This window comes from Corynebacterium sp. AOP36-E1-14, assembly GCF_052377495.1.
Classification (GTDB): Bacteria; Actinomycetota; Actinomycetes; order Mycobacteriales; family Mycobacteriaceae; genus Corynebacterium.
The window spans coordinates 15,017-39,274 of record NZ_JBQSWV010000029.1 but is presented as its reverse complement, the minus strand read 5'-3'; the positions used below and the strand labels follow the sequence as shown (position 1 = coordinate 39,274).

General features: G+C 66.6%; 30 protein-coding genes. 24 read left to right on the top strand and 6 right to left on the bottom strand.

From position 1 onward, the window contains the following. Both ACT3TD_RS12325 and glxR read right to left on the bottom strand, forming a co-directional pair. A partial coding sequence (locus ACT3TD_RS12325) for a TetR/AcrR family transcriptional regulator (RefSeq protein ID WP_444638011.1) occupies positions 1-274 on the bottom strand: 274 nt, incomplete at its 3' end. Between the two features lie 170 nt (positions 275-444). Further along, positions 445-1,128, bottom strand: a complete 684-nt coding sequence (gene glxR, locus ACT3TD_RS12320; RefSeq protein ID WP_441579686.1) for a CRP-like cAMP-activated global transcriptional regulator GlxR — start codon at positions 1,126-1,128, stop codon at positions 445-447. Between the two features lie 237 nt (positions 1,129-1,365). Between glxR and nth the strand changes: the two genes are divergently transcribed. Genes nth through ACT3TD_RS12300 form a run of 4 tightly spaced genes read left to right on the top strand, consistent with a single transcriptional unit; the run spans position 1,366 to position 4,899 of the window. After that, the gene (gene nth / locus ACT3TD_RS12315) at positions 1,366-2,082 is read left to right on the top strand and encodes an endonuclease III (protein WP_301444226.1); all 717 of its coding nucleotides are present in this window, start codon (positions 1,366-1,368) and stop codon (positions 2,080-2,082) included. Then, the gene (locus ACT3TD_RS12310; RefSeq protein WP_301444227.1) at positions 2,079-2,810 is read left to right on the top strand and encodes a TlpA family protein disulfide reductase; all 732 of its coding nucleotides are present in this window, start codon (positions 2,079-2,081) and stop codon (positions 2,808-2,810) included. The genes nth and ACT3TD_RS12310 overlap by 4 nt, the downstream gene beginning before the upstream one ends. Further along, entirely contained in the window at positions 2,807-3,706 is a 900-nt protein-coding gene (locus ACT3TD_RS12305; RefSeq protein WP_441579685.1) for an NUDIX hydrolase, read from the top strand. The genes ACT3TD_RS12310 and ACT3TD_RS12305 overlap by 4 nt, the downstream gene beginning before the upstream one ends. Then, positions 3,703-4,899 (top strand): MarP family serine protease, encoded by a 1,197-nt coding sequence (locus ACT3TD_RS12300; RefSeq protein WP_301443374.1) that lies wholly within the window; start codon positions 3,703-3,705, stop codon positions 4,897-4,899. The genes ACT3TD_RS12305 and ACT3TD_RS12300 overlap by 4 nt, the downstream gene beginning before the upstream one ends. On the opposite strand, the gene ACT3TD_RS12295 is transcribed toward ACT3TD_RS12300, so the two are convergent. The 3 genes from ACT3TD_RS12295 to ACT3TD_RS12285 all read right to left on the bottom strand — a co-directional run bounded on the left by ACT3TD_RS12295 (position 4,892) and on the right by ACT3TD_RS12285 (position 7,428). Further along, positions 4,892-5,818, bottom strand: coding sequence for an alpha/beta fold hydrolase (locus ACT3TD_RS12295; protein ID WP_441579688.1), 927 nt, complete (start codon positions 5,816-5,818; stop codon positions 4,892-4,894). The genes ACT3TD_RS12300 and ACT3TD_RS12295 overlap by 8 nt on opposite strands. 35 nt (positions 5,819-5,853) lie before the next feature. Beyond that, complete coding sequence (locus ACT3TD_RS12290; RefSeq protein WP_301443375.1) at positions 5,854-6,360, bottom strand: phage holin family protein; 507 nt, start codon at positions 6,358-6,360, stop codon at positions 5,854-5,856. 141 nt (positions 6,361-6,501) lie between these two features. Further along, positions 6,502-7,428, bottom strand: a complete 927-nt coding sequence (locus ACT3TD_RS12285; protein WP_441579684.1) for an HAD family hydrolase — start codon at positions 7,426-7,428, stop codon at positions 6,502-6,504. A 318-nt stretch (positions 7,429-7,746) separates the two neighbouring features. On the opposite strand from ACT3TD_RS12285, the gene ACT3TD_RS12280 reads away from it, so the two are divergent. The 16 genes from ACT3TD_RS12280 to ACT3TD_RS12205 all read left to right on the top strand — a co-directional run bounded on the left by ACT3TD_RS12280 (position 7,747) and on the right by ACT3TD_RS12205 (position 19,941). Beyond that, positions 7,747-8,748 (top strand): hypothetical protein, encoded by a 1,002-nt coding sequence (locus ACT3TD_RS12280; protein WP_441588419.1) that lies wholly within the window; start codon positions 7,747-7,749, stop codon positions 8,746-8,748. Positions 8,749-8,789: 41 nt separating this feature from the next. Next, a complete protein-coding gene (locus ACT3TD_RS12275) occupies positions 8,790-9,929 on the top strand; it encodes a TadA family conjugal transfer-associated ATPase (RefSeq protein WP_441579682.1) in 1,140 nt (379 codons plus the stop codon). Further along, complete coding sequence (locus ACT3TD_RS12270) at positions 9,923-11,107, top strand: hypothetical protein (protein WP_441579681.1); 1,185 nt, start codon at positions 9,923-9,925, stop codon at positions 11,105-11,107. The genes ACT3TD_RS12275 and ACT3TD_RS12270 overlap by 7 nt, the downstream gene beginning before the upstream one ends. Positions 11,108-11,180: 73 nt before the next feature. After that, positions 11,181-11,411, top strand: coding sequence for a hypothetical protein (locus ACT3TD_RS12265; protein ID WP_444638010.1), 231 nt, complete (start codon positions 11,181-11,183; stop codon positions 11,409-11,411). Between the two features lie 1,674 nt (positions 11,412-13,085). Next, positions 13,086-13,286, top strand: coding sequence for a helix-turn-helix transcriptional regulator (locus tag ACT3TD_RS12260; protein WP_444638009.1), 201 nt, complete (start codon positions 13,086-13,088; stop codon positions 13,284-13,286). Positions 13,287-13,298: 12 nt separating this feature from the next. Then, on the top strand, positions 13,299-13,457 hold the full coding sequence (locus ACT3TD_RS12255) for a hypothetical protein (protein ID WP_444638008.1): 159 nt from the start codon (positions 13,299-13,301) through the stop codon (positions 13,455-13,457). A gap of 244 nt (positions 13,458-13,701) precedes the next feature. Then, a complete protein-coding gene (locus ACT3TD_RS12250; protein ID WP_444638007.1) occupies positions 13,702-14,811 on the top strand; it encodes a hypothetical protein in 1,110 nt (369 codons plus the stop codon). A 334-nt stretch (positions 14,812-15,145) separates the two neighbouring features. Continuing rightward, complete coding sequence (locus tag ACT3TD_RS12245) at positions 15,146-15,385, top strand: hypothetical protein (protein ID WP_444638006.1); 240 nt, start codon at positions 15,146-15,148, stop codon at positions 15,383-15,385. Continuing rightward, positions 15,382-15,657 carry a hypothetical protein gene (locus ACT3TD_RS12240; protein ID WP_444638005.1) on the top strand — a complete coding sequence of 92 codons (276 nt, stop codon included), beginning with the start codon at positions 15,382-15,384 and terminating at the stop codon, positions 15,655-15,657. Before ACT3TD_RS12245 ends, ACT3TD_RS12240 begins: the two co-directional genes overlap by 4 nt. Before the next feature lie 6 nt (positions 15,658-15,663). Further along, positions 15,664-16,236 (top strand): HNH endonuclease, encoded by a 573-nt coding sequence (locus ACT3TD_RS12235; RefSeq protein WP_444638004.1) that lies wholly within the window; start codon positions 15,664-15,666, stop codon positions 16,234-16,236. 384 nt (positions 16,237-16,620) lie between these two features. After that, positions 16,621-16,869: a hypothetical protein gene (locus ACT3TD_RS12230; RefSeq protein ID WP_444638003.1), complete on the top strand. Its 249-nt coding sequence runs from the start codon at positions 16,621-16,623 to the stop codon at positions 16,867-16,869. Then, a complete protein-coding gene (locus ACT3TD_RS12225) occupies positions 16,850-17,137 on the top strand; it encodes a hypothetical protein (RefSeq protein WP_444638002.1) in 288 nt (95 codons plus the stop codon). The genes ACT3TD_RS12230 and ACT3TD_RS12225 overlap by 20 nt, the downstream gene beginning before the upstream one ends. Continuing rightward, positions 17,118-17,270 (top strand): hypothetical protein, encoded by a 153-nt coding sequence (locus ACT3TD_RS12220; protein WP_444638001.1) that lies wholly within the window; start codon positions 17,118-17,120, stop codon positions 17,268-17,270. Before ACT3TD_RS12225 ends, ACT3TD_RS12220 begins: the two co-directional genes overlap by 20 nt. 781 nt (positions 17,271-18,051) lie before the next feature. Then, positions 18,052-18,954, top strand: coding sequence for a major capsid protein (locus ACT3TD_RS12215; protein WP_444638000.1), 903 nt, complete (start codon positions 18,052-18,054; stop codon positions 18,952-18,954). Positions 18,955-18,971: 17 nt separating this feature from the next. Beyond that, positions 18,972-19,364, top strand: a complete 393-nt coding sequence (locus tag ACT3TD_RS12210) for a DUF2190 domain-containing protein (RefSeq protein ID WP_444637999.1) — start codon at positions 18,972-18,974, stop codon at positions 19,362-19,364. 13 nt (positions 19,365-19,377) lie between these two features. Beyond that, positions 19,378-19,941: a hypothetical protein gene (locus tag ACT3TD_RS12205; protein ID WP_444637998.1), complete on the top strand. Its 564-nt coding sequence runs from the start codon at positions 19,378-19,380 to the stop codon at positions 19,939-19,941. An 809-nt stretch (positions 19,942-20,750) separates the two neighbouring features. Here ACT3TD_RS12205 and ACT3TD_RS12200 read toward each other — a convergent pair. Beyond that, on the bottom strand, positions 20,751-22,181 hold the full coding sequence (locus tag ACT3TD_RS12200) for a recombinase family protein (RefSeq protein WP_444637997.1): 1,431 nt from the start codon (positions 22,179-22,181) through the stop codon (positions 20,751-20,753). Positions 22,182-22,223: 42 nt separating this feature from the next. Between ACT3TD_RS12200 and ACT3TD_RS12195 the strand changes: the two genes are divergently transcribed. From ACT3TD_RS12195 to ACT3TD_RS12180, 4 genes are all read left to right on the top strand, one after another. Next, the gene (locus ACT3TD_RS12195; protein ID WP_444638012.1) at positions 22,224-22,337 is read left to right on the top strand and encodes a DUF4244 domain-containing protein; all 114 of its coding nucleotides are present in this window, start codon (positions 22,224-22,226) and stop codon (positions 22,335-22,337) included. Positions 22,338-22,355: 18 nt separating this feature from the next. After that, complete coding sequence (locus ACT3TD_RS12190) at positions 22,356-22,727, top strand: hypothetical protein (protein WP_301442442.1); 372 nt, start codon at positions 22,356-22,358, stop codon at positions 22,725-22,727. Then, entirely contained in the window at positions 22,708-23,094 is a 387-nt protein-coding gene (locus ACT3TD_RS12185; protein ID WP_441579551.1) for an Rv3654c family TadE-like protein, read from the top strand. Before ACT3TD_RS12190 ends, ACT3TD_RS12185 begins: the two co-directional genes overlap by 20 nt. A 126-nt stretch (positions 23,095-23,220) precedes the next feature. Continuing rightward, the gene (locus ACT3TD_RS12180) at positions 23,221-24,255 is read left to right on the top strand and encodes a hypothetical protein (protein ID WP_441579552.1); all 1,035 of its coding nucleotides are present in this window, start codon (positions 23,221-23,223) and stop codon (positions 24,253-24,255) included. Positions 24,256-24,258: the final 3 nt, after the last annotated feature.

Here is a 24,258-nt window from a genome sequence, read left to right as displayed (position 1 = left end):
CGTCGACCACAGCGAGGACCTGCTCGGCCGGGGTGCTGCCGGCGGCGCGGAGCCGTGCCTGGTGCAGGTCGAGCCACTGGTGGTGCCGGCGTTCGATGAAGGCGGCGATGAGCTCGTCCTTGGAGGCGAAGTTGTTGTACAGGCTCTTGCGGGCGACGCCGGCGTGCTCGACGACGGCGTCGATGCCGGTGGCGGCGATACCGCGCTCGTAGAACAGGGTGGTGGCGCTGGTGAGGATGCGTTCACGTGCCGGTCGGCGGCGGGTCTCGGCCACGGGGTGTCCTCCTGCGCGGGGGCCTGGGTCGGGCCTGGGTCGGGTGCTGGGCGGTCCAGTTAAGTAGCCAGATCAGTCTACCTACTTCGGCGGGCGCAGAAAAACGCAGGGCCTGCAGGCCGCTGCGTTGGACGAGGAGGGGGTGAGAAAGGGGAGGGGTGGCGAAGGCGCTAGCGCGCGCGCTTGGCCAGCCGCTCCGTGTCGGAGATCAGCACGGACTTGCCCTCCAGGCGGATCCAGCCACGGTGGGCGAACTCCGCCAGGGCCTTGTTCACCGTCTCGCGCGAGGCGCCGACGAGCTGGGCGATCTCCTCCTGCGTGAGGTCGTGGTGGACGCGCAGCGCGCCGCCCTCCTGCACGCCGAAACGGTTCGCCAGCTGCAGCAGCGCCTTGGCCACGCGCCCGGGAACGTCGGTGAAGATCAGGTCGGCCAGGGTGTTGTTCGTGCGGCGCAGACGTCGGGCCAGCACGCGCAGCAGCTGCTCGGAGATCTCCGGGTGGTCGGAGATCCAGTCGTGCAGCATCTGGGAGTCCATGGTGGCCGCGGTCATCTCGGTGACGCAGACGGCCGCGGAGGTACGCGGGCCCGGGTCGAAGATGGACAGCTCGCCGAACATGTCGGACGGTCCCATGATCGTCAGCAGGTTCTCGCGCCCGTCGGGGGCGTGGCGTGCGAGCTTCACCTTGCCGTTGATGATGATGTAGAGGCGGTCGCCCGGTTCACCTTCGTCGAAGATGGTGGTTCCGCGCGGGTAGGTCACCGACTCCAACTGCTCGATGAGTGCGTTGACCGCTGTGGCCTCGACACCCTGGAAAATTCCGGCGCGAGACAGGATCTCAGGTACTTCACCCATTACTCGTCTGACTCCTGGTCTTGGTACTGTTCGTCTGCTGTTCGGTCGAAAGCTGGCGGTGTCGGCGATGCTGTGGCCGTGGTGACGGATCGGTCACACAGGCCCCCGAAAAGGGTCACTCCACACAATACAGCCTGGGGGGCGTGTTCTGTGGAACGCCGGGGGAATCATCGTGGCACGGGCGGTGATGTTTCATGTCGGGTCCATGTCCGTCGGCGGGGTTAGACTGTCTCCACCATGGTCACAACCTCTGCATCCCGTTCTGATTCCCGCGCCACCCACCGGACCGGTACGACCGGCACGTCCGGCTCGTCGCTGGCGTTGACGCGCCGGACCCGCTGGGTCAACCGGACGTTGGCGGGGGAGTACCCGGACGCGCACTGCGAGCTCGACTACACCACGCCGTTGGAGCTGCTCGTCGCCACCGTTCTGTCGGCGCAGTGCACGGACAAGCGGGTCAACCAGGTGACCCCGGGGCTCTTCCGGGAGTTTCCGGACGCCGCGGCGTACGCCGGCGCCGACCGTGAGCGCCTGGAGGAGGTCATCCGTCCGACGGGGTTCTTCCGCAACAAGGCGTCCAGCCTCATCGGCCTGGGTGCGGCGTTGTGCTCCGACCACGGCGGCGAGGTGCCCGGTTCGATGGAGGAGCTGGTGGCGCTGCCGGGGGTGGGCCGTAAGACGGCGAACGTGGTGCTGGGCAATGCGTTCGGTGTGCCGGGTTTCCCGGTGGACACGCACGTCGGCCGGGTGCTGCGTCGGCTGGGGCTGACCACGCAGACGGACGCGGTCGCGGTGGAGCGTGAGATCACCGCGAGGGTGGAGAAGAAGGAGTGGACGATGTTCTCCCACCGCCTGATCTTCCACGGTCGGCAGGTGTGCCACTCGAGGCGTCCGGCCTGCGGGCAGTGCGTCCTGGCGGCGAAGTGCCCCTCGCGTGAGGACGGTACGAGGTGACGCGCGGGGAGGACGCAACGCCGTCGGACGCGCGTCTGCGCGGCATCCTGCTGGCGGTCGTGGTCGTCGTCGGCCTGGCGGTCGCCGCGGTGCCGATGGTGATCTCCCTGACCGGAGGGGACGGGGCCCAGAACGCGCCGGGCGCAGCGGCGTCGGCCTCGCAGTCGCCGGCGGAGCCGTCCGGTGAGGCGACCGGCGAGCCGGACCCGGACGGGACGTCCTACGACGTGCCGGAGGCCCAGCGCGTCGCCTGCCCGTCGCCGGAGGCCGGGGCGCAGGACGCTGAGGTCGCTGAGGACGCCGAGCTCGCCGACGTCGTCCTGCCGTGTCTGACCGACGGAGGTGGGCAGTCGAGCGCGTCCGTCGCCGAGATGCTGTCGGGCAGGCCCACGCTGGTCAACGTGTGGGCGTGGTGGTGCGGGCCGTGCCGCCAGGAGCTGCCCGTCCTGCAGGAGGTCGCCGAGAAGCACCCGGAGTGGAACATCGTCGGGGTGCACTCCAACGAACGCGGCCAGGCAGGTGTGGACCTGCTCAACGACCTGGACGTGCGTTTCGCCAGCTTCCAGGACTCCACCGGGCAGGTCGCGGCCGCGGCGTCGTTGCCGGCGGTGGTGCCGTTGTCGGTGGTCTACGGTGCCGACGGTTCCCGCCAGGAGCTGCATCCCGGGGAGTTGACCTCCGTGGAGCAGGTGGAGGACCTCATGGCACGTAGTATGGGGAACTCATGAGCCGACCCACCGAACCCGAGCGTGACAACGCCGGGGAGTACTCACTGCAGGACTGGCTGGAGTCTGCGCGGACCCAGCCTGCACTGCCGGACGACCTCCCGGACTGGGTCCGTCGTCTCGCCGAGGTCACGGCCCCGGGCGCGGACCCGGATGCCGGGGAGAGCGGCATCGGCGCGATCTTCAACGAGCCGGCACGTACCGTCCCCGAACTCGGGCCGGACGGCACCCCGCCGCGCTACTCGGCGGTGCTGGTGCTGCTCGGGGAGCACTCGGGGGAGACGACCGTCCTGCTGACGCACCGCAACCCGCGCATGCGCACGCACTCCGGGCAGATCGCCTTCCCCGGCGGCCGTCGGGAGGCGCAGGACGCCGACCCGGTCGCCACCGCGGTGCGCGAGGCGGTCGAGGAGACCGCGCTGGACCCGACGTCGGTGGTGCCGGTGAGCGTGATGGCGCCGCTGTACATCGACCGGACGAACCACGCCGTGATCCCGGTCGTCGCCTGGTGGCGCACCCCGGGGCCGGTGCACCCGGCCACGCAGGAGTCCGACTGGGTCCGGGCCTTCCCCGTCGCCCGGTTGGCCGACCCCGCCAACCGCCGCCGTATCGGCTTCCTGAGCTGGCACGGCCCCGCCTTCGACGTCGACGGGTACCTCCTGTGGGGGTTCACCGGCGGGGTGGTGGACGCCCTGCTCACCATCGCCGGCTGGGAGCGGCCCTGGGAGGAACCCTGGGCCGACGGTGAGCCGGCGGCCGTGGCGGACCTCTTCGCGGCGCTGGAGGCCTCCCGCAACGGGGAGAACCTCGCAGCCGAGGCGCTCGGCGACCGGCTCGACGGGGAGTTGGAGAACGACAGGACACACGACAGCACACACGACAGGAAGGAAAGCCGATGAGCGGTTCGGTCATCGTCGACGTCGCCCTGGGCGTCGTCGCCGTCTTCGCCCTGATGTCGGGGTGGCGGCAGGGCGGCTGTTCGGCGGTGCTGTCGCTGGCCGGCGTGCTCGGTGGTGGTGTCCTGGGCCTGCGGATCCTGCCGTGGGTGATGGGGTACGTCGACGGCGACACCCAGCGTTTCCTCGTCGCCCTGGCGGTCGTCGCCGGGTCCGTGGTCATCGGCTACACCATCGGTTCGGTGATCGGCGGGCGTCTGCGTGACCTGATCCGTACCCGCGCCGTGCTGCGGGTCGACTCGGTGGTCGGTGCGCTGGTCCAGGTCGTCACGACCGTCGTGGTCGTGTGGCTGATCGTGGTGCCCGTGGCCGGCAACAACTCCGGGGACCTGGGCAAGGCGGTGCGTGGATCCTCGATCCTGTCCGGGGTGAGCAAACTCGCCCCGTCGTGGCTGGAGGCGTTGCCGCAGCAGACGGCGTCGTTCTTCAGCGACTCTGGTTTCCCGGTCATCACCGACCCCTTCGACGAGGTGCCCTCCGCCGAGGTCGCGGCCCCGGACTCCGCGCTGTCGGACGATCCGGTCGTCGCCGAGGCCCGCCCGTCGCTGGTGCGGGTGCTCGGTGAGGCCGAGCAGTGCAGCCGGATCCTGCAGGGCTCGGGCTTCGCGATCGAACCGGACCTGGTGATGACCAACGCCCACGTGGTGGCAGGCACCGGCCGGGTGGCCCTGGAGACCGTCGACGGCGACGCCGAGGGCGAGGTCGTCTACTACAACCCGTCGCAGGACATCGCCCTGATCCGCACCACCGACGGCACCACGATTCCCACCCTCGACTGGGCGGACCAGCCCGCCGCACAGAACGACGACGCGATCGTCATGGGCTTCCCCCTCGGCGGGCCGTTCCAGGCCACCCCGGCACGCGTGCGGGAGATGTTCACGGTCTCCGGACCGGACATCTACGCCGACGCACGGGTCGACCGTGAGGCGTACACACTGCGCGGCACCGTGGTGCAGGGCAACTCCGGCGGACCGCTGGTGGACACCGAGGGCAACGTGCTCGGCCTGGTGTTCGGCGCGGCGGTCGGGGACTCCGACACCGGCTACGCCCTGACGAAGAACGAGGTGCTCTCCCACGTCGGCGACACCGCGTCCTACCGCTCGCCGGTGGACACCCAGGAGTGCGTGGTCAGCTGAGTGGCTCGGCGTCGCGGATGATCGCCGCGACGGAGGGGGCGTCCTCGATGTGGGGGAAGTGGCCGACACCGTAGAGCAGCTCGGCGGAGGAGTCGTCGGCACCACGCGTGGCGGAGCGCCGGGCGATACGCGGGGAGTAGGCGGGGTCCATCGACCCGTCCACGCACACCGCGGGAGCCTCCGTGCGGGCCGGGAAGGTCCGGTTGAAGTCGCCGCCCTCCGGGCGCAGCCGGCTACGCAGCGTCCACCGCCGGTATTCGCAGGACAGGTGGGCGACCTTGTCGATCTGCATCGCCTCGCGGCGAAGTTCCTCGTGCTCCCGGCAGGTTGCGGTGTCCCGGAAACCGGGGGCGACCTGCTGACGGAAGGATTGGGCGACCGCCTCCGAGCCGTTGCGGCGCAGGGCGCGTTCCGGCAGGCGGGGCAGCTGGGCGTAGAGCGAGGCGCGCACCCGCGGCCACTGTGAGACCGGGTGCAGCAGGACGGACCGGGCGAGCACCAGGGGGTGCGCGGAGGAGAGGGTGACGATGCCGCGCACGCGGCGCGGCTCGTGGGCGGCCATCGTCCAGGCGATGAGCCCGCCTTCGCCGTGGCCGACGACCAGGGCGTCGGTGTGGCCGAGGGCGCGGATCGTGCCGCACATGTCGGAGGCGGCGGTGGTGAGGTCGTAGCCGCGCGGAGTCTTGTCGGAACGACCGTATCCGCGCAGGTCGACGGCGGCGACGCGCACCGGCGGGGAGGGGTTCCCGGCGTCGGTGGTGCCACAGAGTTCGGGCATCAGTTCACGCCAGTCGAAGTGCCCTCCACCGAAACCGTGGATGAGCAGTACCAGGGGCGCGTCGGGGGGACCCTGCACCAGGACGTGCAGGCGGATGCCGCGGGTGTGGACGTACTTGTGGGCGGCGTCGGCGCTGGTCATGGCGTTGGAAGAGGGGCCGGTCAAAGCCGGACGGTCTAGGTGTACAGCCCGTTGTCGGCGGACTCGTTCTTCTGCCCGCTGGGGACCACGGACTTCAGTTCGTTGACCGAGTCGATCGTGGCCTGGGGTTTCTTGACGCCCTTGACGAACTTCACGCCGAGCAGGGCGAGTAGCGCGACGAGCACGACCATGATGCCGAAGACGATGAGGAAGGCCGACCAGCGCGGCAGCCAGTTGTCGAGCAGCTCGGCGAGGAAGAAGAAGAAGAAGAACGAGCTGTAGGCCAGCACCACACCGGCGGCACCGAACATGGCGACGGCGATGCCGGCCTTCTTCGCGCTGGCGGAGATCTCCGTCTTGGCGAGCTCGACCTCGGAACGGATCAGGGAGGACACCTGGGCGGTGGCGTCCTTGACGAGGTCGGCGATGCTGCCGCCACGGCCGGCGGCCTGGGCGTCCGCGTCGGACAGTGGGATGGAGTTGACCTTGGGGTTGAAGCTGTCCTGGTCAGTGAACAGGCCGTTGCTGTTCTTGTCGCTCACTACGCACTCTCCTGGGTGATGGTCCGGTTCGAAAATCCCGGTTCGGTGATCCTACGGTGATCCTACCGTGTCGGTTCTCCACGCTATTGTGCCAGAGCCGCCCGGATGGTGAGGCAGAAGCCGCACTCTAGTGGGTCGGGGTCACTCGTCCTCGCGTCCGCGCAGCCACACCAGGAGCCCTGCGGCGACGGTGCCGACGAGGGCCACGGCGGCGGACGTGCCGGCGATGGCGCCGGTGTGTTCCGGGAGGGTGAACAGCGGCTCGGCGCGTCCGAAGCGGGCGATCGGCCATTCGCGGGTCGTGGCCTCGCGGCGCAGCGCGCGGTCCGGGTTCACCGCGGTGGGGTGGCCGACGGCCTCCAGCAGCGGGAGGTCGGTGGCGGAGTCGGTGTAGGCGTAGCTGGCGGTGAGGTCGTAGCCCCCGGTGTCGCAGAGCTCGCGGAGCCCCTCGACCTTGGCCGGGCCCTTGCAGAAGAAGGGGACCTCGCCGGTGAACAGGCCGTCGTCGTCGACGGCGAGTTCGGTGGCGATGAGGTGGTCGGCGCCGAGTTCGTCGGCGATGGGCGACACCAGCACGCGGGCGGAGGCGGTGATGATGGCGACCTTGTGGCCGAGTTCGTGGTGGCGGGCGATCAGGTCGCGGGCCTCGGCGTAGATGACCGGGACGATCACGTCCTGCAGGGCACCGTGGGCGACGTCGGCGAGGTCGTCGCTGCTGCGGCCGCGGACCATGGCGACGAGGGTGTCGCGGGTGGTGTTCAGGGAGTTGTCGTCGTGTCCGCTGATCATGTAGTTGCCGAGCATCATCAGCATGCGCAGCATGTCGGAGGTGCTGATCAGTCCGCGGTCGGCCAGCGGCTTGCGGTAGGCCATGGACGCCGAGGTGTCGATGATCGTCTTGTCCAGGTCGAAGACGGCCAGGACGTGCGGGGGGTCGACGCCGGGGTCGGTGGCGATGGCCCTGCTGAGGTCGGCGACGGGCGTGGCCGGGGCGTCGGGTGTCCCGTTGGTGGTGTGGGAGGCGGTGGTGCCGTCCGGCTCGCGTGGTTCTCCCTGCGGCGTAGTCACACCTACACCATACGTTCCAGGAGCCTCATTCGTTACCTTGCGTATCATTCATTCCTTTCCCCGCGAACGTTGTCCACAGGGGGTGGGGACAGTTTCGCGAAACCGCCACGGAAGTTATCCACAGGAACCTGCCGTCTCGCCGGTCCCTCTTCCACTGTGGTGGCCCTGCTGTCACTATCTACCGCCATGAGGGGAACACGAGGTGTCAGGGGAATGGCCGGGAAGTTCACCGGTGGTGCACGTTCGGCGGCGCGGCTGGGTTCAGGGCCGGGGCCAGCTTCGGGGCCAGCTTCGGGACCGGCTCCGGTCCTGCTGAGGTTGGCGGACCCGGGCCTCGTCGACGAGGTGGCGATGGTCGTCGCGGCGACGGGGCGGCGTCTCGTCGGTGAGGACGAGACCGCCGGGCTCCCACGGCTCGTCGTCGTCACCGACTCGACGGAGGAACCAGGTGCACTCGGTGGGGAACCGCAGGACGCCTCGGCGTCGGTACGCACCATCCGGGTGACCGGCATGCCGTTCACGCAGGACGGCGACGGTGACGGGGCGGCCGGTGACGGGATGTCTGCATTGCAGATCCCGGAGGCCGTCGGGGAACTGGCGACGATGATCGGGAGCCACGACCTCGTCGACATCGCCGTCGCCGGCATCGTCGGCGGGGCGGGGACCAGCGTCTTCGCCGCCGCGCTCGCCGGTGCCCTCGCCGCCGGGGCGACGACGTCCGGTGGGGCGGGCGGGGCCGGTCAGGCGCTTCTGGTGGACGAGGACCCGCTGTCGCGGCCCGGGCAGCTGCCGCTGCTCCTCGGGGCGGAGGACGACTCGGACGACTCGGACGACTCAGGTGACCCAGGTGCCCCGGTCGGGGCCGGTGCGGCAACGGTGAGATGGGTGCAGGACGTCGGGATCCTCGAGGCCGACAGCGGCGGTGCCGAAGGCTCCGAAGTTTCAAAGGGAGCCGGTGCAAGGGCGGTGGCCCACCCGTCCCGTCCGGTGGTCCGTGACTGCGGACGCCGCGACCTGGTCGCCGTCGGCGGTGACGTGACCGCGCGGGTGCTCGTCGTCCCGCAGTCGGTGCCCGCCGTGCTGGCCGCACGCCGTGCCCTGCAGGACGCCGACGGCGTCCACGTGGTGCTGCGTGAACTACCGCGCTCCGGGTTGACGTGGAACCAGACCCTGAGCCTGCTCGGCAGGGCACCGGCGGTGACCTGGGAGGACGACCCCTTCCTCACCGTCGACGTGGACCGCGGAGACTTCCGCACCACCGGCAGCGGCGCCGGGACCGCCGGGCCTGCGGCCCTGCGTCTGCTCGAGGCGCTGCGATGACCGGGCGACTGACGGGGCGGACAAGACTGACCAGGCAGAGCATGGCGGGCAAGAGCGCGGAGACTCCGGGGCAGGACAGCCCGCCGAGCCTCGTCGACCGGGTCCGCGACGGGCTGGTGGACCGTGCGGTGGCCAGGCCGACCCAGGCCGACATCGCCGGGGTGGTCGGCGCCCTGGACGACGCCACCGGCGCCGGCGTCGAGCAGGTCCGTACCCTGACCCGCGAGTTCTCCGGGTTGGGTGAGCTCGCCGTGCCGCTGTGCGACCCGCAGGTCACCGACGTGCTGATCAACGGTCCCGGTCCGGTGTGGGTGGACCGCGGACACGGGGTCGAACCCACCCACCTGCACGTCGGCGACGCGCAGACCTGCCGGCGGATCGCCGTGCGCCTCGCGGCGGCCTGCGGTGTGCGGCTGGACGACTCACGTCCCTTCGCCGACGGCATCCTCACCGACCTGCCACCCGGCGTCGTCGCCGGCGGGGTGCGGGTGCATGCCGTGCTCGACCCGCCGGCCGCCTCAGGGGCGTGCGTGAGCCTGCGGGCACTGTCGCGCGGGCACGGTGACCTGGCGGCGTTGCAGCGCACCGGGATGTTCCCGGACGAGGTCGCCGCACGGTTGCGCGAGCTCATCGCCGCCCGACGGTCCTTCCTGGTCAGTGGTGGCACCGGGGCAGGCAAGACCACCCTGCTGGCGGCGTTGCTGCACGAGGTGCCGGCAGGCGAACGCCTCCTGCTCGTGGAGGACACCCCGGAACTGGTGCCGGAGCATCCGCACGTCGTGGGACTGCGCACCCGAGACGCCGGTGCGGACGGTGCCGGCGGGGTGGACATGCGCATGCTCGTGCGCCAGAGCCTGCGCATGCGCCCGGACCGCATCGTCGTCGGCGAGATCAGGGGAGCCGAGATCGCGGAGCTGCTGTTGGCGTTCAACACCGGCCACGGGGGCAGCGCGGGCACGGTGCACGCCAACAGTCTGGCGGCGGTACCGGGCCGGCTCACCGCACTGGGCGCGCTCGCGGGGATGCCCGCGGAGACCGTCGCCCGGCAGGTCGGTGACGGGGTGGACACGGTCGTGCACCTGTCCCGCGTCGCGGGACGGCGCCAGGTCAGTCAGATCGGACGCCTCAGCGGCGACGACGGACGGCTCCGGGTCGACACCTGCTGGGACCGCACATGGTGACGGCGCTGGCACTGGCCGGCACCGGCGCGGCGGTGACGTTCACCGGCAAGAGGGTGGTGACGGCGGCGGTGGCCCTGTCGCGTGACCGGACCAGGATCAGGGAGTACCGCGACTTCACCGACGCCTTCGCCGTGGAACTACTCGTCGGCGCCCGGCCGGTGGACGCCGCCGAACAGGCCCTCACCACCGGACACGGGATCACCGCGGTCGTCGGACGCGAGGTCCACCGCATCCGCCTCGGGGCCGAGATCGGTACCGGCCCCAGTGCCGACACCGGTACTGACACCGGTACTAGCACCGGTACCAACGGCAGCCCGGCCGAACTGCAGGTCCTGCTACGGATGTGGGCGGTCGCCGAGCGACACGGGCTGGCCCTGGGGTCGTTGATGCAACGGTGCGTCGAGGACCTCGACGCCCGGCTCACCCACCTCGGGCACACCTCCAGCGCCCTGGCCGGGGCGCGGATGACCGAGGTCATCCTGCTCCTGCTCCCGCTCGGGGCACTCGGGATCGGGCAGTCGATGGGGCTGGCCCCGGTGGCGTTCCTGGTGGGCGACGTACTCGGTGTCCTGGTGCTGCTGGCGGGCACCCTCCTGGCCAGCGCCGGGGTGCTGTGGGTGGAGTCGTTGACGGTCACGGTGCTCGGCGGTGTCGGCGGGCGCGCCGGGCCCGGTGCCAGGGCAGGGGCCTCAGGGGGCTTGCGCATCCCAGGGGTCTCAGCGGCACCGGGTGTCGGCGCGCTCGTCGCCGCGCGGGTGCTCGACGTCTTCGCCGCGGCGATCCTCGCCGGACTACCCGTGGCAGGGGCGTGGACGGCGGCGGTGCGGGCAGGCGTCCCGGGACAACTCGAGCTCACCGACCCCGTCGTGGGGGATCTGCTCCGGGTGTCCGCCCTGCTTGAACTGGGCGCGGGGGCGACCGCGTGGCACCACCTGGCGGCGGATCCGAGCTTCGGCCCGGTGGCCCGTCGGGCGGCGTCCCAGGTGCGCAACGGTGGGCGGATGGCCGGTGAGGTGACCGCCCAGGCCGACCGACTGCGTCGACGGGCCGAGGACGCGGCCAGGGCAGGGGCCGAGCGGGTGCTCGTGGCCGTCGCCGCGCCGCTGACGTTGTGTTTCCTCCCCGCGTTCGTCCTGGTGGGTCTCATCCCGCTGGTCGTCGGCTTCGCCGGGGTGTGAGGAGGGGACACGGTCCACGTCACGAGGGCGAGGAAAAGAAATCACATGCAGGAACAACAGGAAGGACAGGAACATGGCCACCAGGGGGAACACCATGGAATCCAACGGGGAGGACGATCAGTTCATCGGCTGGGAGGCGGACACCGGAGAGAACGCGGACACCGGGGACACCGGACAGGAGGCGGGGAACGAGGAGGTGATGCGCTGGTTCGGCGGTGACGACCCGGGGATGAGCACGATCGAATATTGGCGACTACTAGTAGGGGTGTACCTAAAACAAACGGCCTCAACCGGGAGTGTGTAGCTCACCGGGAGGCCTGAACAAGAACGGACCAACTTCCGCAATGTCTTCCCCCCACTTTACCGGGCCTGTCCCGAACCCGCAACGGATGAATGATCCGATCCCGTACGTGTTGTCGGCCGACGAGTTGCCGGTGCCGTATGTCCTGACGGACGCGGCCTAGACCCTCCCCCTACTGGCGATCTTTCGCCACCTGGGGCAGGTGGTCCATTTGGGACCACCTGCCGCACCTCATCCCTGCGCCCGTGGATTCATACGGGTGGGCCGGTTCACCACCGGTGCCGTCCCCGGTCAGAGCGGGATCACCCAACCATATCCAAAGCCCGACCTACAGAAGGCGTAGGCGGGCTGAGGGGCACCCGGTCAAGGCAGACGATGGCGGGAACAGCGGTGGTACCTGTAGTCCCCTCGTGGAGTATCCCCGTCCTGACGCAGCCGAGTAATTCCCGGAGCGTGTGCAGTGCCACGGCTTTTCCGTGGCCTCTTGAGAGCGACCGATGTCTGACCGACCGAAGTGCCCCCCTGCATCCACTCATGTTAGGGGAACCTCCATCCGCTCCCTCAATCGCTCCCTCCCAAAGTGTCCGCAACGCCCCGGTTCTGGGGGGTCAGAATTGACCCCCCTGTTCAGGTGTCCCATTTGGGGCACCTGCCGCCTGACTTCTCACGGTCAACCGTGAACAAATCGCAGAAGGGAACGCACGCGGAGGTTTCGACCCCAAGGTCAAGATCCCTGGAGCACGGATACAAGGCGAGCCGGTGGCCCCTCACTAAACCGGTGGTAGAATAGATGGGTAAGCGTTCCGGGGAACCCTCCACTGTTTCCGCAGGTCAGAAATGGTTGTCACCCGATGTGCTACTAATGGTAGTAGCAGGTTTTCAGGAGACGACACGGAAGACCCTTGGACAGATCGCGGTAGACTTGACGGGTAAGAGTTCCGGGGAAACTTTGGAATCGCTGGTATACTGGATGTAGCAGGTTTTCAGGAAAGCTCCGGCACCAAACGGTAACCTCGCGGTATAATTGAGGGGTGAGAGTTCCGGGGAACACTCACTAAACCGCTGGTATACTGGACGTGGGACACAACGCGGGGAACCCTCCACTGTTTCCGCAGGTCGCAAAGGAAACGTACCCCGTCTGCTACTACTGGAAGTAGCGGAAAACACGGGTGGACCTGGGATGTGTCAAAACGGCGTTAAGATGGACGTAGGCGGGGGTTGACCCGGTGCACGTCTCATCCCAGGCCCGTGAGAATCGCACGGTAAGATGGAGCTAGGCGAAAAACACCACCTGACCTGCATGGCGCACAACGGGGTTATACTTAACGTAGTGGGAGTTATCGACATCGCTGGTATACTGGATGTAGCAAGATTTTAGGGATCGACCTTCGGGCCGGTCCCCTTTTTCATGTCCCTTCACAATGACACTCGCGCACCACCGGCGCACCGGGAAGGGGGATACCGTGACGCGCTCCCCGCCCTGACCCCGCACCCACCACAACACGCAGCCCCCACCGGCACCCGCCCGGTCGGGGCTATTTCTATGCCGCTTCACGGAAGGCCCCGCACTGAACACCACTGACTACGTCGCCCAGATCCTCACCACCGCCCCCGTCCTCACCGACGAGCAGAAGGCCCGCCTGGCCGGCCTATTCACCATCGAAAGGAGGTGACCAAATGATCCACATCGATAACGAGCGCTTCCTGTCTCACCGGGACGTGGCCGACCGCTTCGGCGTGAACCGTCGCACGGTACGCCGCTGGTGGTACGGCGGGGATCTCCCCTCCCCCGTCTACCAGGGCCGTACCCCGTACTGGCCCGAGCGCGAACTGAACGCGCACCTCAAAAGCAAATTCCGCAGCATCAACCACGCCTAGAAAGGCAATCTCATGCTCATCATCTCGGCCCTGATCCTCACAGCCCTGGCCGCCTACGCCTGGGGCCGTGCCGACCGCCCCGGAGCGTCGCAGCGCGAGTGGGAAGCCTACAACACCGCCGTGGCCGTCCTGGAGCGGTCAAAGACCACAGAAGGGCGAATGGGGCGATGAAACACCCCCACCCTCACCCGGAGGCCCAACAGGGGCCGTTCGGCGGCGAGAGGCCCCTCACAGCGCGACAACTACACGACTACAGGAGATAGCACAATGAACGAAATCAGATCATGGAGATCACCACACGATGGTGCCCGACTTCACCGGCTGACGGTGGAGAACAGCAACCGTCGAATGATCGTCAACGATGAAGAACTGGGGAAGATCCTCCAGTACGCACAACAGGCCCTGGGAGGCACACATGAACAAGACACTTCCACGAGATAGTCGAGACGCGGCAGACTACCGCGAATGGCGGCAGGAGTGGATGCTGGCCGTGATCCGCGAAGGCTTCGGCAAGAACGTTCAAGCAATCGCAGTAGCCCTATGCTTCCACGCATGGACTAAGACGGACGCGGACCTCCAGCGAGGCACCTACACCTACGGCAACCTACGGCTAGCTGACGCGGCAGGGATCATGCCCGACGCTGCCCCGGAGAAGCGGCGAAGGGTGGTGACGGATGCGTTGGCTCCACTGAAGAAGGGCGGCTGGGTGACGGTCGAGAGGCCAGGGAACGGTCGCCGGGGGATGAACGGGATGGTTCGCTTGACTGCCCCGAATGACCTCACCCCGGTTGATATTTACGCGGCCCACCCGGAACCACTACCCGAAAATCGGGTACAACCACTACCCGAAAATCGGGTACAAGGACTACCCGAAAATCGGGTACCTACTCCGTGTATAGACCGTGAACAAACCGTGGATATAAATACTAATCCTCACCCTACGGGCGAGGGTACTCCCAACCACACGACCGAAGAGCACACAGACTTCGATCACTTCACTGCCGTCGTGGAGAAGCAGAAGCGGTGGGAACTAAGCCAATACTGCGACAGCTACGAGGAATACTACGAATCCATGCTTGACGAGTTCAGTTCAGCCAAGGGGTGCGATACGTCTAAGAACTGGGTCGCTGCGTTTAAGGGGTTCGTCCGTGACTGGAGCCAGACCCACGGCCAGTCTAGCCCCTCTAGGCCCTCACAGGGCACCGCGACTGATGCAGATGCAACACCTGTGTCAGGTGACACACCTGCCCCTGTCCTTGACGCCGAGATCGTCCCTGACAACCACACCGAGGAGGAGTCCACCATGACCCCGCTGAGATTCAGCGCCCTATTCACCGAAGACCCCCGCCCCGGCACGGCCCGGTGCCTGTCCGCCCTGTCCAAGCTCCAGAAGGCTGGGGTCACAGACGAGGAGATCCACCGCGCCCACGAGGCCGGGAGGATGGGCCAGCACCCGAACCCCGATGACTGTGCCGAGAGGATCATCACCGACCGTGAGACCATCACCGCCGACTGCCCGTTCTAAGCACAGACCAGAACACCCCCTAAAACGCACCGTAAGGCCCCTTAGAGCGACTTAACCGCCTAGGGGGTCCACTCATATACAAACCCGCCCACAACACCGCAGAAAGGCCACATGACCGAACCGCCCACCATCCACGCCACCAGCCGACCAATGGGAACCGCCGAACCACCACGACTCGCACACATCACAGTCACACCTGACCGCATCCGCACCGAGAACCGCTGGATCATCGCCATACGCGACCCAATCAGCGGACTAGAGCTTCAACTACGACCAAACCAAGCTCTCCAACTGATCGACACCATCGCAGACACTCTGGAGAACAGGAACACACATGAACAGCACTAACCGCCGAGACATCCGAGACAACCTGACGGAGACACCGCTCACCACCCGCGACGCGAGGGGTCGGTTCCATAACGACCACGCGACGGTGTACAGCATCGATACCGACCGCGACGAGAACCCGCGGAGTGTTTACGTTCACACGTCCGCAGCACGCCACACACTCAACGTCGAACAGGCTATGCAGCTCGCGGAAGCGCTCATCACCGCCGCCGAGGAGCGCGCGTGAACCCACTCACCGCCCGCGTCCCCTGCACCGCCCGCACCAAACACCGGGGCGACGAACAGTTTGAGGAGTCCGCCCTGACTATCCGTCCTTGGCTCCCCGGCGCTGCCCACGAACTAGGGGTGATCCTCCGCCGTGGGGCGCGTGAATATCTGCTGAGCCTCAAACAGGCGCACGAGCTGGCGGACGAGATCGTTGATGCTGCCGAGGCCGCGCAGCAGATCACCGAGCAGCCCGGCTATGTCCCCCGCCCGGGAACAAGACAGGAAAGGTGACACACCATGCAGACATGCAGGACATGCGGCGAATCGAAGCCCACCAGTGACTACTACAAGATCAACTCCAAGCGCGGCACCCGACCAGACTGCAAGGAGTGCCATAATGACAAGACGAACCGCAAGAAATGGGAGAAGCGGTGGGGCACGCAGGCTCCCCCGCCAAAGCAATGCCGGAACTGTGGCAAGACAGTCAGCAGACGCGGAGCAACCTACTGCGCAAGCGAGGAATGCTCACGAGCGAGAAAGGCCCAATGGTTCAAGGACAATCTCGAAAAAGTACGTGAGCAGAACCTCAGGCGCAATGCGATTAGCAAAAGTCCCTTACAGCAGGTGGTCACCGACGACGTGACATGGGCCGGAGTACTGGAACGTGACGACTGGGAATGCCAACTATGCGGCGAGAAGATGGACAGGAACGCCAAAGCACCTAGTCCAGAGTCCGCGACCTGGGACCACATCATCCCAATAAGTAAAGGCGGCTCACACACATGGGACAACCTGCAAGCCGCCCACCGTGGTTGCAATTGCAGGAAGGGCGACCGAGTGGCGCTAAGCGAAGAGTCGCCAGTCGCATAACCCCCACCCCCAAGTTTCTTGAGGCCGTTGGGGTCTGGACTCGGCACCGCCCCCCCGCAGTCTCGATTCTCTCTCCCCGTGGGAAACTGAATCTCACGATATGAAACACACCCCCGCCGTGAAGGTGATGGTCCCACCGACCCTGAAAGGGCTTCTAAGCACATTCGGTGAATGGGTGCTGCTGTCCGACGTTAGAAAGATCGCAGCGTAATTAGGCGTGTCACCCTCCCTGATAGTGTAGATATAGACACTTTTTCCGAGGCCGTATCCTATTCCGGATGCGGCCTCTAATTCTGCCCGAAATTGGGCACCATCTTGAAAGGAAACAAAATGGCCGTTAATGGCTTATTCCGATGCAAAGCACCAACCGCCGTATCCTGGCAAATGATCGCTGACAGCATGTTCTTCAAATACAAGCCGAATAGATCATGGATTCCCCGCGATTCCGTCGTGAAAGTTTCATCACTCGCTGACCGTGAAGATCCACGAGGGTATGACCTGTCCCTCACGGTTAACGGCAACCTGCGGCTGCGGCTGACCGTCGAGGAGGGCCGGGCGCTGGCCGAGGCGCTGGACCTTGCCGCTGACGCACGCGAACTCTACCTGGAGACTGATGATGCTGAGCACCTATAAGCCGTTCAAACTGCGCACGCCTGTCCGTCGCCACCGTTCAGCTGTCCAGGGCGGGAACGAGGTGTACCCCGCCACGCTGTGGATCAAGGTTGCGGACAACTCGCACGGCACGCCTGTGATGGTGCAGTCCGGGTCTGTGACGCATCTACTCACCGTTGAGGACGCGTTGGAGGTAGCCCACGCTCTCGCGGACGCCGTGGAGTCCTATGAGGCGTGGAAACGCTATGAGGCGTGGAAGGAGGGGGGCAATGCAGCCGACAACGACTGATTACCGGGGCTACACGATGCGGTGGCAACCGGGCGGGCGCACGATCATCCGCAGCCACGACAGCGCGGACGTAAAGATCTTCAACAGCCTGGGCAAAGCCAAGGCATACATCGACAACAAGGAGACAAATTGAGCTGGGTACTTCCCGGAGCAACACCGTGGTATTCGGAGCCGGTCAGGTTCCGCAGGGGCGGATACGTAGGCATTGAGCTGGTGAAGGTTGGCACCTGGGCCGCTATGGGCGGGGAAGTGACGTTGACCCGTGAAGATCTTGCATCTGCGGTGGACGCAGCCGCACACCTCCCCAGCCCGTCGCTGAGGCTAGGGCACGAGGGCACTTTGCAGGGGGATGACGCACCGGCTGTGGGCCGCGTTGTGAACCTACGGGTCGCAGACGACGGGGACACGCTGGTTGGTGACTTCACCGACATCCCCGGATGGCTGTCCCACGTCCTGCCAGAGACGTACCCGCAGCGGTCCATCGAAGCTCAGCTGGATTACCGAGACAACGGCACTACTTGGCCGTTCGTTGTGGAGGCTGTGGCCCTGCTGGGGGAGCGGTGGCCCGCTGTGTCCACGCTGACTGATCTGCGCGACCTTTACACGTAATCATCTACTGCCTTTGTTTGATCGTCGGGAGATGAACAAAACGACAAGGCACACAGAAAGGAAATCGCAATGACTACAAGAGTCACTGTGTCGCTTAGCGAACTATTCGCTAATGCGCCAATCGCCCAGAACTGGGCGACCAGACCGAGCACGCACCCGGTCGGTTATACACTCGCCCCCGGCACCCTGCCGGATGGCGTTAATGTCCCCGTCTACGATTCCATTGAATCATTGGGCGCGTGGCTTGTTGGGTATCTTGAACGAGATGTCCTGTCCAATTCCAATTCTAACTCGAAGGAGTCTTAATGACTGGCCTTTACCCTGGCGCTGTCGATCTTAACGACGGCACCTTGTCCGTTGATGCTGCATTGTCCACCCCGACCGTTATTGAGGAGCGGGTCGCTGATCTAATCAGTGGCAACGTTCTGGTCGATACGCTGTTCGCTCCTGGTGGGCCGACTGTGCAGGGCGGTGCTGTGATCTACTCCAAGATCACCGAGAAGTACCTGTACCCCGATGCTGACATCGCTGACCGCGCACCGGGCGACGAGTACGCCCAGGTGTACTCCACCCCGCCCCCGCTCGAACTGGCGAAGGTCCAGGACTTCGGAGGCAAAGTCAGCATCACAGAGGAGGCTCGTCGTCGCAACAGTGCGGTTGTGTTCGATAACGAGATCACCACCCTGTCGAACGCCATTACCCGCCGACTGAACAAGCGGGCTATGGAAACGATTGATGCCGCTGTGACCGGCTCCGAGGACGTTCTGGAGCTGCAAGCCGCTGCCGCATGGAACACCACCCTGGCTGTCGGCCCCGAGGCCTCAAAGACCGATCCGCGCCAGCTGCCCGGTTCCGACTTCGGTACCGCTATCGCCCATGCTCAGAGGCAGGATCTCGGCGTTGAGTACAGCAAGCTCGTTGTCTCGCCCGAGAACGCTGCCCACCTGCGCAACACCTACGGCGCGACCCTGGGTACCCTGCTGTCCGACTACGGCCTGGACATGCTCACCAGCAACTATGTTGCCGCTGGCGACGCGTACCTGGTCGATCCGAAGCAGATGGGCTTTGTGTCTTACGAGGAGCCGCTGACGGTGCGCACCTGGGACGACCCGGAGCACCGACTGCACTGGGTCCAGGCCTACGCCATGCCCGTGATGGGTGTGACCCTGCCGTCCGCTGTTGCCGTTATCCGTGGCACCAACTCCTAACCGAAAGGATCTGAAACATGATTGGTTTCAACAACATCGCTCACGACCGTTACAACGACGGCAGTGACATCACCGCCGAGGCTAACGCTGCCGTGGTCGGTAAAACCTTCGCCGCTGTCGCTGGCGACATGACCGCCGAGGGCCTGCTGTCCGTGAAGCCCGCCGCCACTGGCAACAACACCGTCGGTGTCGTCAAGTACGACGCGGACACGGGGGAGAAGGTCGGCCTGGCCCGTGGTTCGTCCCGAGTCATCACTGTGACGGCTGGCGGGGCTATCACCGCCGGTGATGAGGTCGCCGTGGGTGCCGGTGGTAAGGCCGTCAAGGCCACCGAGGGTGCCGTGGCTGTGGGCTACTCGGTCAACACTGTGAAGGCTGGCGCGGACGCGCTCGTCTCGCTGAACCGATAAGGAGGGCCGTTCTTTGGCTACGTTCGTACAATTTGCTGCGGAGGATTCCGAGAAGCCCGCCGAGGCCGCTGAGACGGGCGCTGAGAAGCCCGCTGACGGCACGGAGGACGCTTCCCCGGTGGAGTTCACCGCAGAGCAGTTTGAGGCGCTCACAGAGGCACTCAGCCTGGAGGCCGAGGCGACCGCCGACGAGGTTGTCGAGGCCGCACAGAAGCTCACCGAGGAGAAGGACGAGGAGCCGGAGCAGGCCCCCGCCGACCCGACCGAGGTGAAGGCTTCCCGCAGTGGCGACGTGACTATCGATGCCGCCGCTTGGCAGGACATGCAGAAGTCCATCCGCCTGGGGCTGAACGCCCGCCGTCAGGAGGGTCGCCTGGAGGCCGAGGCTGTGGTGGATCAGTTCATCCGCGCGGGCCGCGCTCAGGCCGCTGATCGTGAGCGTCTGCTCGCCGCGTATGAGGAAGACCCCTCGAACACTGTCCGGCAGTTGCGCCGGGGCAAGGTTGCCCACATGGTCGAGACCGGGCACGGTCTGACGGCTGAGGAGCCGCAGCGCGCGTCCGGCTGGGTGCGCTAAGGCACTGCCGCTAGCAGGTTCCATCCCTTCGGGGGTGGGGCCGACTACCTGCAATGCCCACCGCTGGGAAGGTAAGGAAATTTTTCCCTACCTTTCCGCGCCCGTGGCAGGTGTTAGATTTCTAACACCTGCGTCCCTCCCGTCCTCGTCCGCGTGGGGCACGCCGGGGTTCTACTGCGTAATTTTGCGCAGTAGCCCTCCCATCCCTGACCGCGAGGGGCATCCCAGGTGGTGAAAATGTCACCACCTCAGAGCCCGCTCTCGCGCTCGCCCGCGAGGGGCGACCCTTCGCTTTTCGACATTCCGGCAGAGTTTCCGGAATGTCCACGCCCGTAGGTTTCCCCTGCGGCCTTCCCCGTTCCGGAAGATTTTCCGGAACAGAATCCACCGGCTCCATAGGTGGCAAAGTTTCCCCATATGGGTGCTCGTGAGCCTTACGGCAACCTCGCCGTAGGCCTGTCTGCCGGAGGGTTAAGGCAACGCTTCCTGGAGCCTCCCACGCCCGCGAGGGGTGTCCGCCGGGAGACTTCGAGTGAGCCAAATGGCTCACCTCCCGTCCTCGCCCGCGTGGAGCGACCGAGTGATGCAAATGCATCAGTCACCGAGACTACGTCCCACCCTCGCCCGCGTGGAGCGACCCTTCAGGTGAACGATTTCGTTCACCTATCACAGGCCCCGTCCTCGCCGGTTGTGGCGAGCGCTTCCATAACCGGCGAATCGCTGTGTCGGGTTCAACTTAGTGGCAGAGCTTCCACAATGTCCGGGCCGATAGGTTCCGGCAAATCTTCCGGAACCTATCCACCAGCCCCTTACACCGTGGGTGCCTTCCAGTCAATCTGAACCTTCGACGGATCGAACTTCCCCCGCTTCGCCGGGAGGATAGTAACCGTCATAAGCTCGTCAATGACCTGCCCCCGCACCTCCGCAGGCAACGCACGCCAACGATCCTCCAGCGCCCCATCCGCCAGCACCAGATCCGCAGCAGGTGACCGCCGACGCGCCCGCGCCAACTCGCCCGCCGCCGCCTCAATCTGCACCCGTAGTTCCTCGGTAGCCGCCCGCACCTGCCCCGCGTCCAGCACACCATCCGCGAACAACGCGCCCAGTCGGTTCTTGTTCGCCACTAGCGCGTTATAGCGGTTCAACAGAGCGCCCATGTCGTCCTCGTCGTCCGCCCGGTCCCGGTCCACAATCGCCAGCCGGTTGCGGGGTTCGTTAAGCACCCCGAGCACCACCGCGTCCACAACCTCGTCAACGGGCACCATACGCCGCGAGCAACGGTGGCAGTGCTTGCAGGCGTACACCCGATCTGTCGTGCCGTCAGAGACCGCCTGACGCGTCTTACCCTTAGCCGACCCCACCTTGTGCCCACACCTGCCGCATAGGTACAGGCCGGTGCCCTGAAACTTCTTCTCCGATCCCGCGTGGGTGCGTCTCGCCGGGTCGGAGAGTATCTGCACTGCCGCCCGCCAATCGTCCTCATGCACCAGCGGCTCCCACTGCCCGGTACCGACGATCTCCCCGTGGTGCTTAGACAGACCGGCGATAGCGGGGTTCATCACTGCCGCCCTCACGCCGCGTGCCGTCCACCGTTCGGCCTTACCGCCACCGTAGGCACGGGTCGGTAGGTTGTCCTCGTTGAACCGCTTGGCGATGGACATGAGTGACCGGCCCTCCAGCACCATCTGGACCGCTAGCCGCACGTAGGGGGCGTACGTGTCGTCTATGACGATCTCGCCCTTGTGGTCCCCGGACTTGTACCCGGCTGGTGGGGGTCCGCCGCGCCACTTCCCAGATTCCGCCCGGAACGCGTGGGACGCTTTCTGCCGTTCGATCTGGTGGTCCACCTCGTGCGCTGCCGTCGCTGCGATGATGCGTGCCATCATCCGGCCCATCGCGGTGTTCAGGTCGAGATCCCCCGCCCTGACGGTGTGGACCATCACCCCAGTGTCTTCCACGAGATCCACAAGCCGCTCCAGATCCACTGGTCGCCGGTACAGTCGGTCCACATGCCAGCAGATCACACCGGCTACACCGCCGTCCTTAACGCGCTGTAGCATCCGCTCCCACGCCGGGCGCTGCACCCCACTGAACGCGGACACATCGTTGTCGGTGTAGGTCTCCACCACTTCCCACCCGTTAGCGTCTGCGAGTGCCTGGCACGCGGCCTGTTGCGAGCGCACGCCCGCGCCTTCGCCTTGCAGGTCGCGGCTGATTCGGCAGTAGTTCAGGTAGGTCATGGCAAAAAGTTTAGCAGTTCTACTTGACATCGTGAATACGCCCTGGGATGCGTCGCCGCCGCGGCGCTGGGGGCGCTGCTCTACCTCGTTGTCACCTCCGATGCGGTGGAGGGTGCGTTGACCGCGATCTTCCAGCGCGCACTCGACACCCAGTAGCGGACACGGGGTGTGGACGTGACGGATGGAGGCCACAGCCACGACGACGGCTACGTGACGGTGGAGGCGGCGATCGTCTTCACCGCCCTGACCGCCGTGGTCGGACTGGTCGTCGCCGGCGTCCTGACCCTGGCGACGTATCTCGGGGCGGTGGGGATGGCCCGCGACGCGGCCCGGGCGGCGGCACTCGGCGACGAGGCCGCGGCCCGGGCCGTCGTGACGCAGGGAGAACCGGACGCGCGGCTGGTCGTCGACCCCGGCGGTGCGGCCGGTGCGTCCGGCACCTCAGGGGACGGCGCCCGGCTGATCACCGTGACGGTGACCGTCCCCGGCCGGTTGTTCGACATCTCGGCGTCGGCGGTGATCGTCGGTGAACCGCAGGGCAGGTGACGACGAGGGCTCGGCGACGGTGGTCGGTGCCGCCCTGATCCTCGGGGTCGTGGCCCTGTCCCTGCTGATCGTGCACGGGGTGACGGGCCTGGTCCAAGACCACCGGGCGTCGGCGGCGGCGGACCTGACCGCACTGTCGGCGGCGACGGTGCTGCAGCGCGCCGGGATCGACGAGGCGTGCTCCGTCGCCCGGACGGTAGCGCGAGGCAACGGTGCCGAGGTGCGTGCGTGCACGGTCGTCGACGGGGCGGCGACGCCCTACGGCACCGCCGGCCTGCAGGGGGTGAGGGTGGAGGTCGCGGTGTCACGGTCGGTGGCGCAGGCGTCGGGGGGGGCCGGTGGGGTGAGTCGGGTTTTACCTGGTTAGACCCCGTGCGAAGTGCCCTGTAGTCGCCAGCTGTTGGCCCTGTCCGGCTGCCTCCGAGCGGTGTGCAGTGGACAATCGCATAGGGAAAGGAGCATGCCGTCCGCGTTGACGGCATGCGTGTGAAACATGAGTAATCCCACCGGTCCGGGACCCGATGAAGAGCCCCGGAACGAGGCCCAGAACGGGCCCCAGAACGAGCCCCAGGGTGAGTACCAGAACGAGTTCGGTTACGGCGGCCCGTCCGGGGCGCAGCCGGGGGCCTGGCAGCCCACGGGTCCGCAGGACCTGAGGTTCGCCCCTGCTTCGTATTCGCAGTACTCGCAGTACTCGCAGTACCCTCCGTACCCGCCCGCCCCGGAGCTGGAGTCCAACCCTCTCGGACTGGTCGGATTCATCCTCGCGGTGGTCGGCACCGTTCTGGCCTGCATCCCCGGGATCATGGTCGTGGGGTGGGTGCTGCTGCCGATCGCGTTCATCGTGTCGATCGTGGCGGTGTGCCTGCGGGGAAGGAAGCAGGGCTTCGGGATCACGGGTCTGGTGGTCTCCGTGGTCGGTGCGCTCCTGGCCGTCGTCATGTTCGTCGTCGTGATCAGCACCGTGTTCAGCGACGTCATGGACGAGATCTCCGACGCGCAAGACTCCTCCGAGAACACGCTGCCGCACAGTGGCACGCCGACCCCCGACGCCGAGCGTGGCACGCGCACCGACCCGCTCCCGTGGGGGACCACCGTCTCGGACGGGGAGTGGGAGGTCACGATCAACAGCGTGGACCTCGACGCCAACGCGGTGGTCAGGGCGGAGAACGAGTACAGCGACCCTGCGCCGAAGGGATCGACGTACATCCTGGTCAACGCCACGATCACCTACGTCGGTGACGACGAGGACGGGGATATGCCGTGGACGACGATCGAGTACGTCACCGTCGACGGGGAGACCGTCACCCCCTACGACGGTGAGCACTACGCGGTGACCCCGGACGAGCTGGACACGATCACCGACCTCTACCCGGGCGGGTCCACCACCGGCAACGTGCTGCTCACCGTCCCGGCCGATACCGCCGGCGAGGGTGTGCTCACCGTCGAACCCGGTCTGATGGACCACCGTGCCTTCGTCGCGGTCAACGGTGAGGGCAGGGCGGCCGGGGAGACCCGGATGAGCTGATCA

What these genes read in the sequence shown, in the direction of transcription:
- ACT3TD_RS12230 (WP_444638003.1), top strand. Translation starts at nt 16,621, where the DNA reads ATGATCGCTGACAGCATGTTCTTCAAATACAAGCCGAATAGATCATGG.
- ACT3TD_RS12200 (WP_444637997.1), bottom strand. Translation starts at nt 22,181, where the DNA reads ATGACCTACCTGAACTACTGCCGAATCAGCCGCGACCTGCAAGGCGAA.
- ACT3TD_RS12255 (WP_444638008.1), top strand. Translation starts at nt 13,299, where the DNA reads ATGCTCATCATCTCGGCCCTGATCCTCACAGCCCTGGCCGCCTACGCC.
- ACT3TD_RS12265 (WP_444638010.1), top strand. Translation starts at nt 11,181, where the DNA reads ATGGCCACCAGGGGGAACACCATGGAATCCAACGGGGAGGACGATCAG.
- ACT3TD_RS12305 (WP_441579685.1), top strand. Translation starts at nt 2,807, where the DNA reads ATGAGCCGACCCACCGAACCCGAGCGTGACAACGCCGGGGAGTACTCA.
- glxR (WP_441579686.1), bottom strand. Translation starts at nt 1,128, where the DNA reads ATGGGTGAAGTACCTGAGATCCTGTCTCGCGCCGGAATTTTCCAGGGT.
- ACT3TD_RS12300 (WP_301443374.1), top strand. Translation starts at nt 3,703, where the DNA reads ATGAGCGGTTCGGTCATCGTCGACGTCGCCCTGGGCGTCGTCGCCGTC.
- ACT3TD_RS12245 (WP_444638006.1), top strand. Translation starts at nt 15,146, where the DNA reads ATGAACAGCACTAACCGCCGAGACATCCGAGACAACCTGACGGAGACA.
- nth (WP_301444226.1), top strand. Translation starts at nt 1,366, where the DNA reads ATGGTCACAACCTCTGCATCCCGTTCTGATTCCCGCGCCACCCACCGG.
- ACT3TD_RS12225 (WP_444638002.1), top strand. Translation starts at nt 16,850, where the DNA reads ATGATGCTGAGCACCTATAAGCCGTTCAAACTGCGCACGCCTGTCCGT.
- ACT3TD_RS12275 (WP_441579682.1), top strand. Translation starts at nt 8,790, where the DNA reads ATGGCGGGCAAGAGCGCGGAGACTCCGGGGCAGGACAGCCCGCCGAGC.
- ACT3TD_RS12260 (WP_444638009.1), top strand. Translation starts at nt 13,086, where the DNA reads ATGATCCACATCGATAACGAGCGCTTCCTGTCTCACCGGGACGTGGCC.
- ACT3TD_RS12220 (WP_444638001.1), top strand. Translation starts at nt 17,118, where the DNA reads ATGCAGCCGACAACGACTGATTACCGGGGCTACACGATGCGGTGGCAA.
- ACT3TD_RS12215 (WP_444638000.1), top strand. Translation starts at nt 18,052, where the DNA reads ATGACTGGCCTTTACCCTGGCGCTGTCGATCTTAACGACGGCACCTTG.
- ACT3TD_RS12295 (WP_441579688.1), bottom strand. Translation starts at nt 5,818, where the DNA reads ATGACCAGCGCCGACGCCGCCCACAAGTACGTCCACACCCGCGGCATC.
- ACT3TD_RS12180 (WP_441579552.1), top strand. Translation starts at nt 23,221, where the DNA reads ATGAGTAATCCCACCGGTCCGGGACCCGATGAAGAGCCCCGGAACGAG.
- ACT3TD_RS12250 (WP_444638007.1), top strand. Translation starts at nt 13,702, where the DNA reads ATGAACAAGACACTTCCACGAGATAGTCGAGACGCGGCAGACTACCGC.
- ACT3TD_RS12210 (WP_444637999.1), top strand. Translation starts at nt 18,972, where the DNA reads ATGATTGGTTTCAACAACATCGCTCACGACCGTTACAACGACGGCAGT.
- ACT3TD_RS12270 (WP_441579681.1), top strand. Translation starts at nt 9,923, where the DNA reads ATGGTGACGGCGCTGGCACTGGCCGGCACCGGCGCGGCGGTGACGTTC.
- ACT3TD_RS12235 (WP_444638004.1), top strand. Translation starts at nt 15,664, where the DNA reads ATGCAGACATGCAGGACATGCGGCGAATCGAAGCCCACCAGTGACTAC.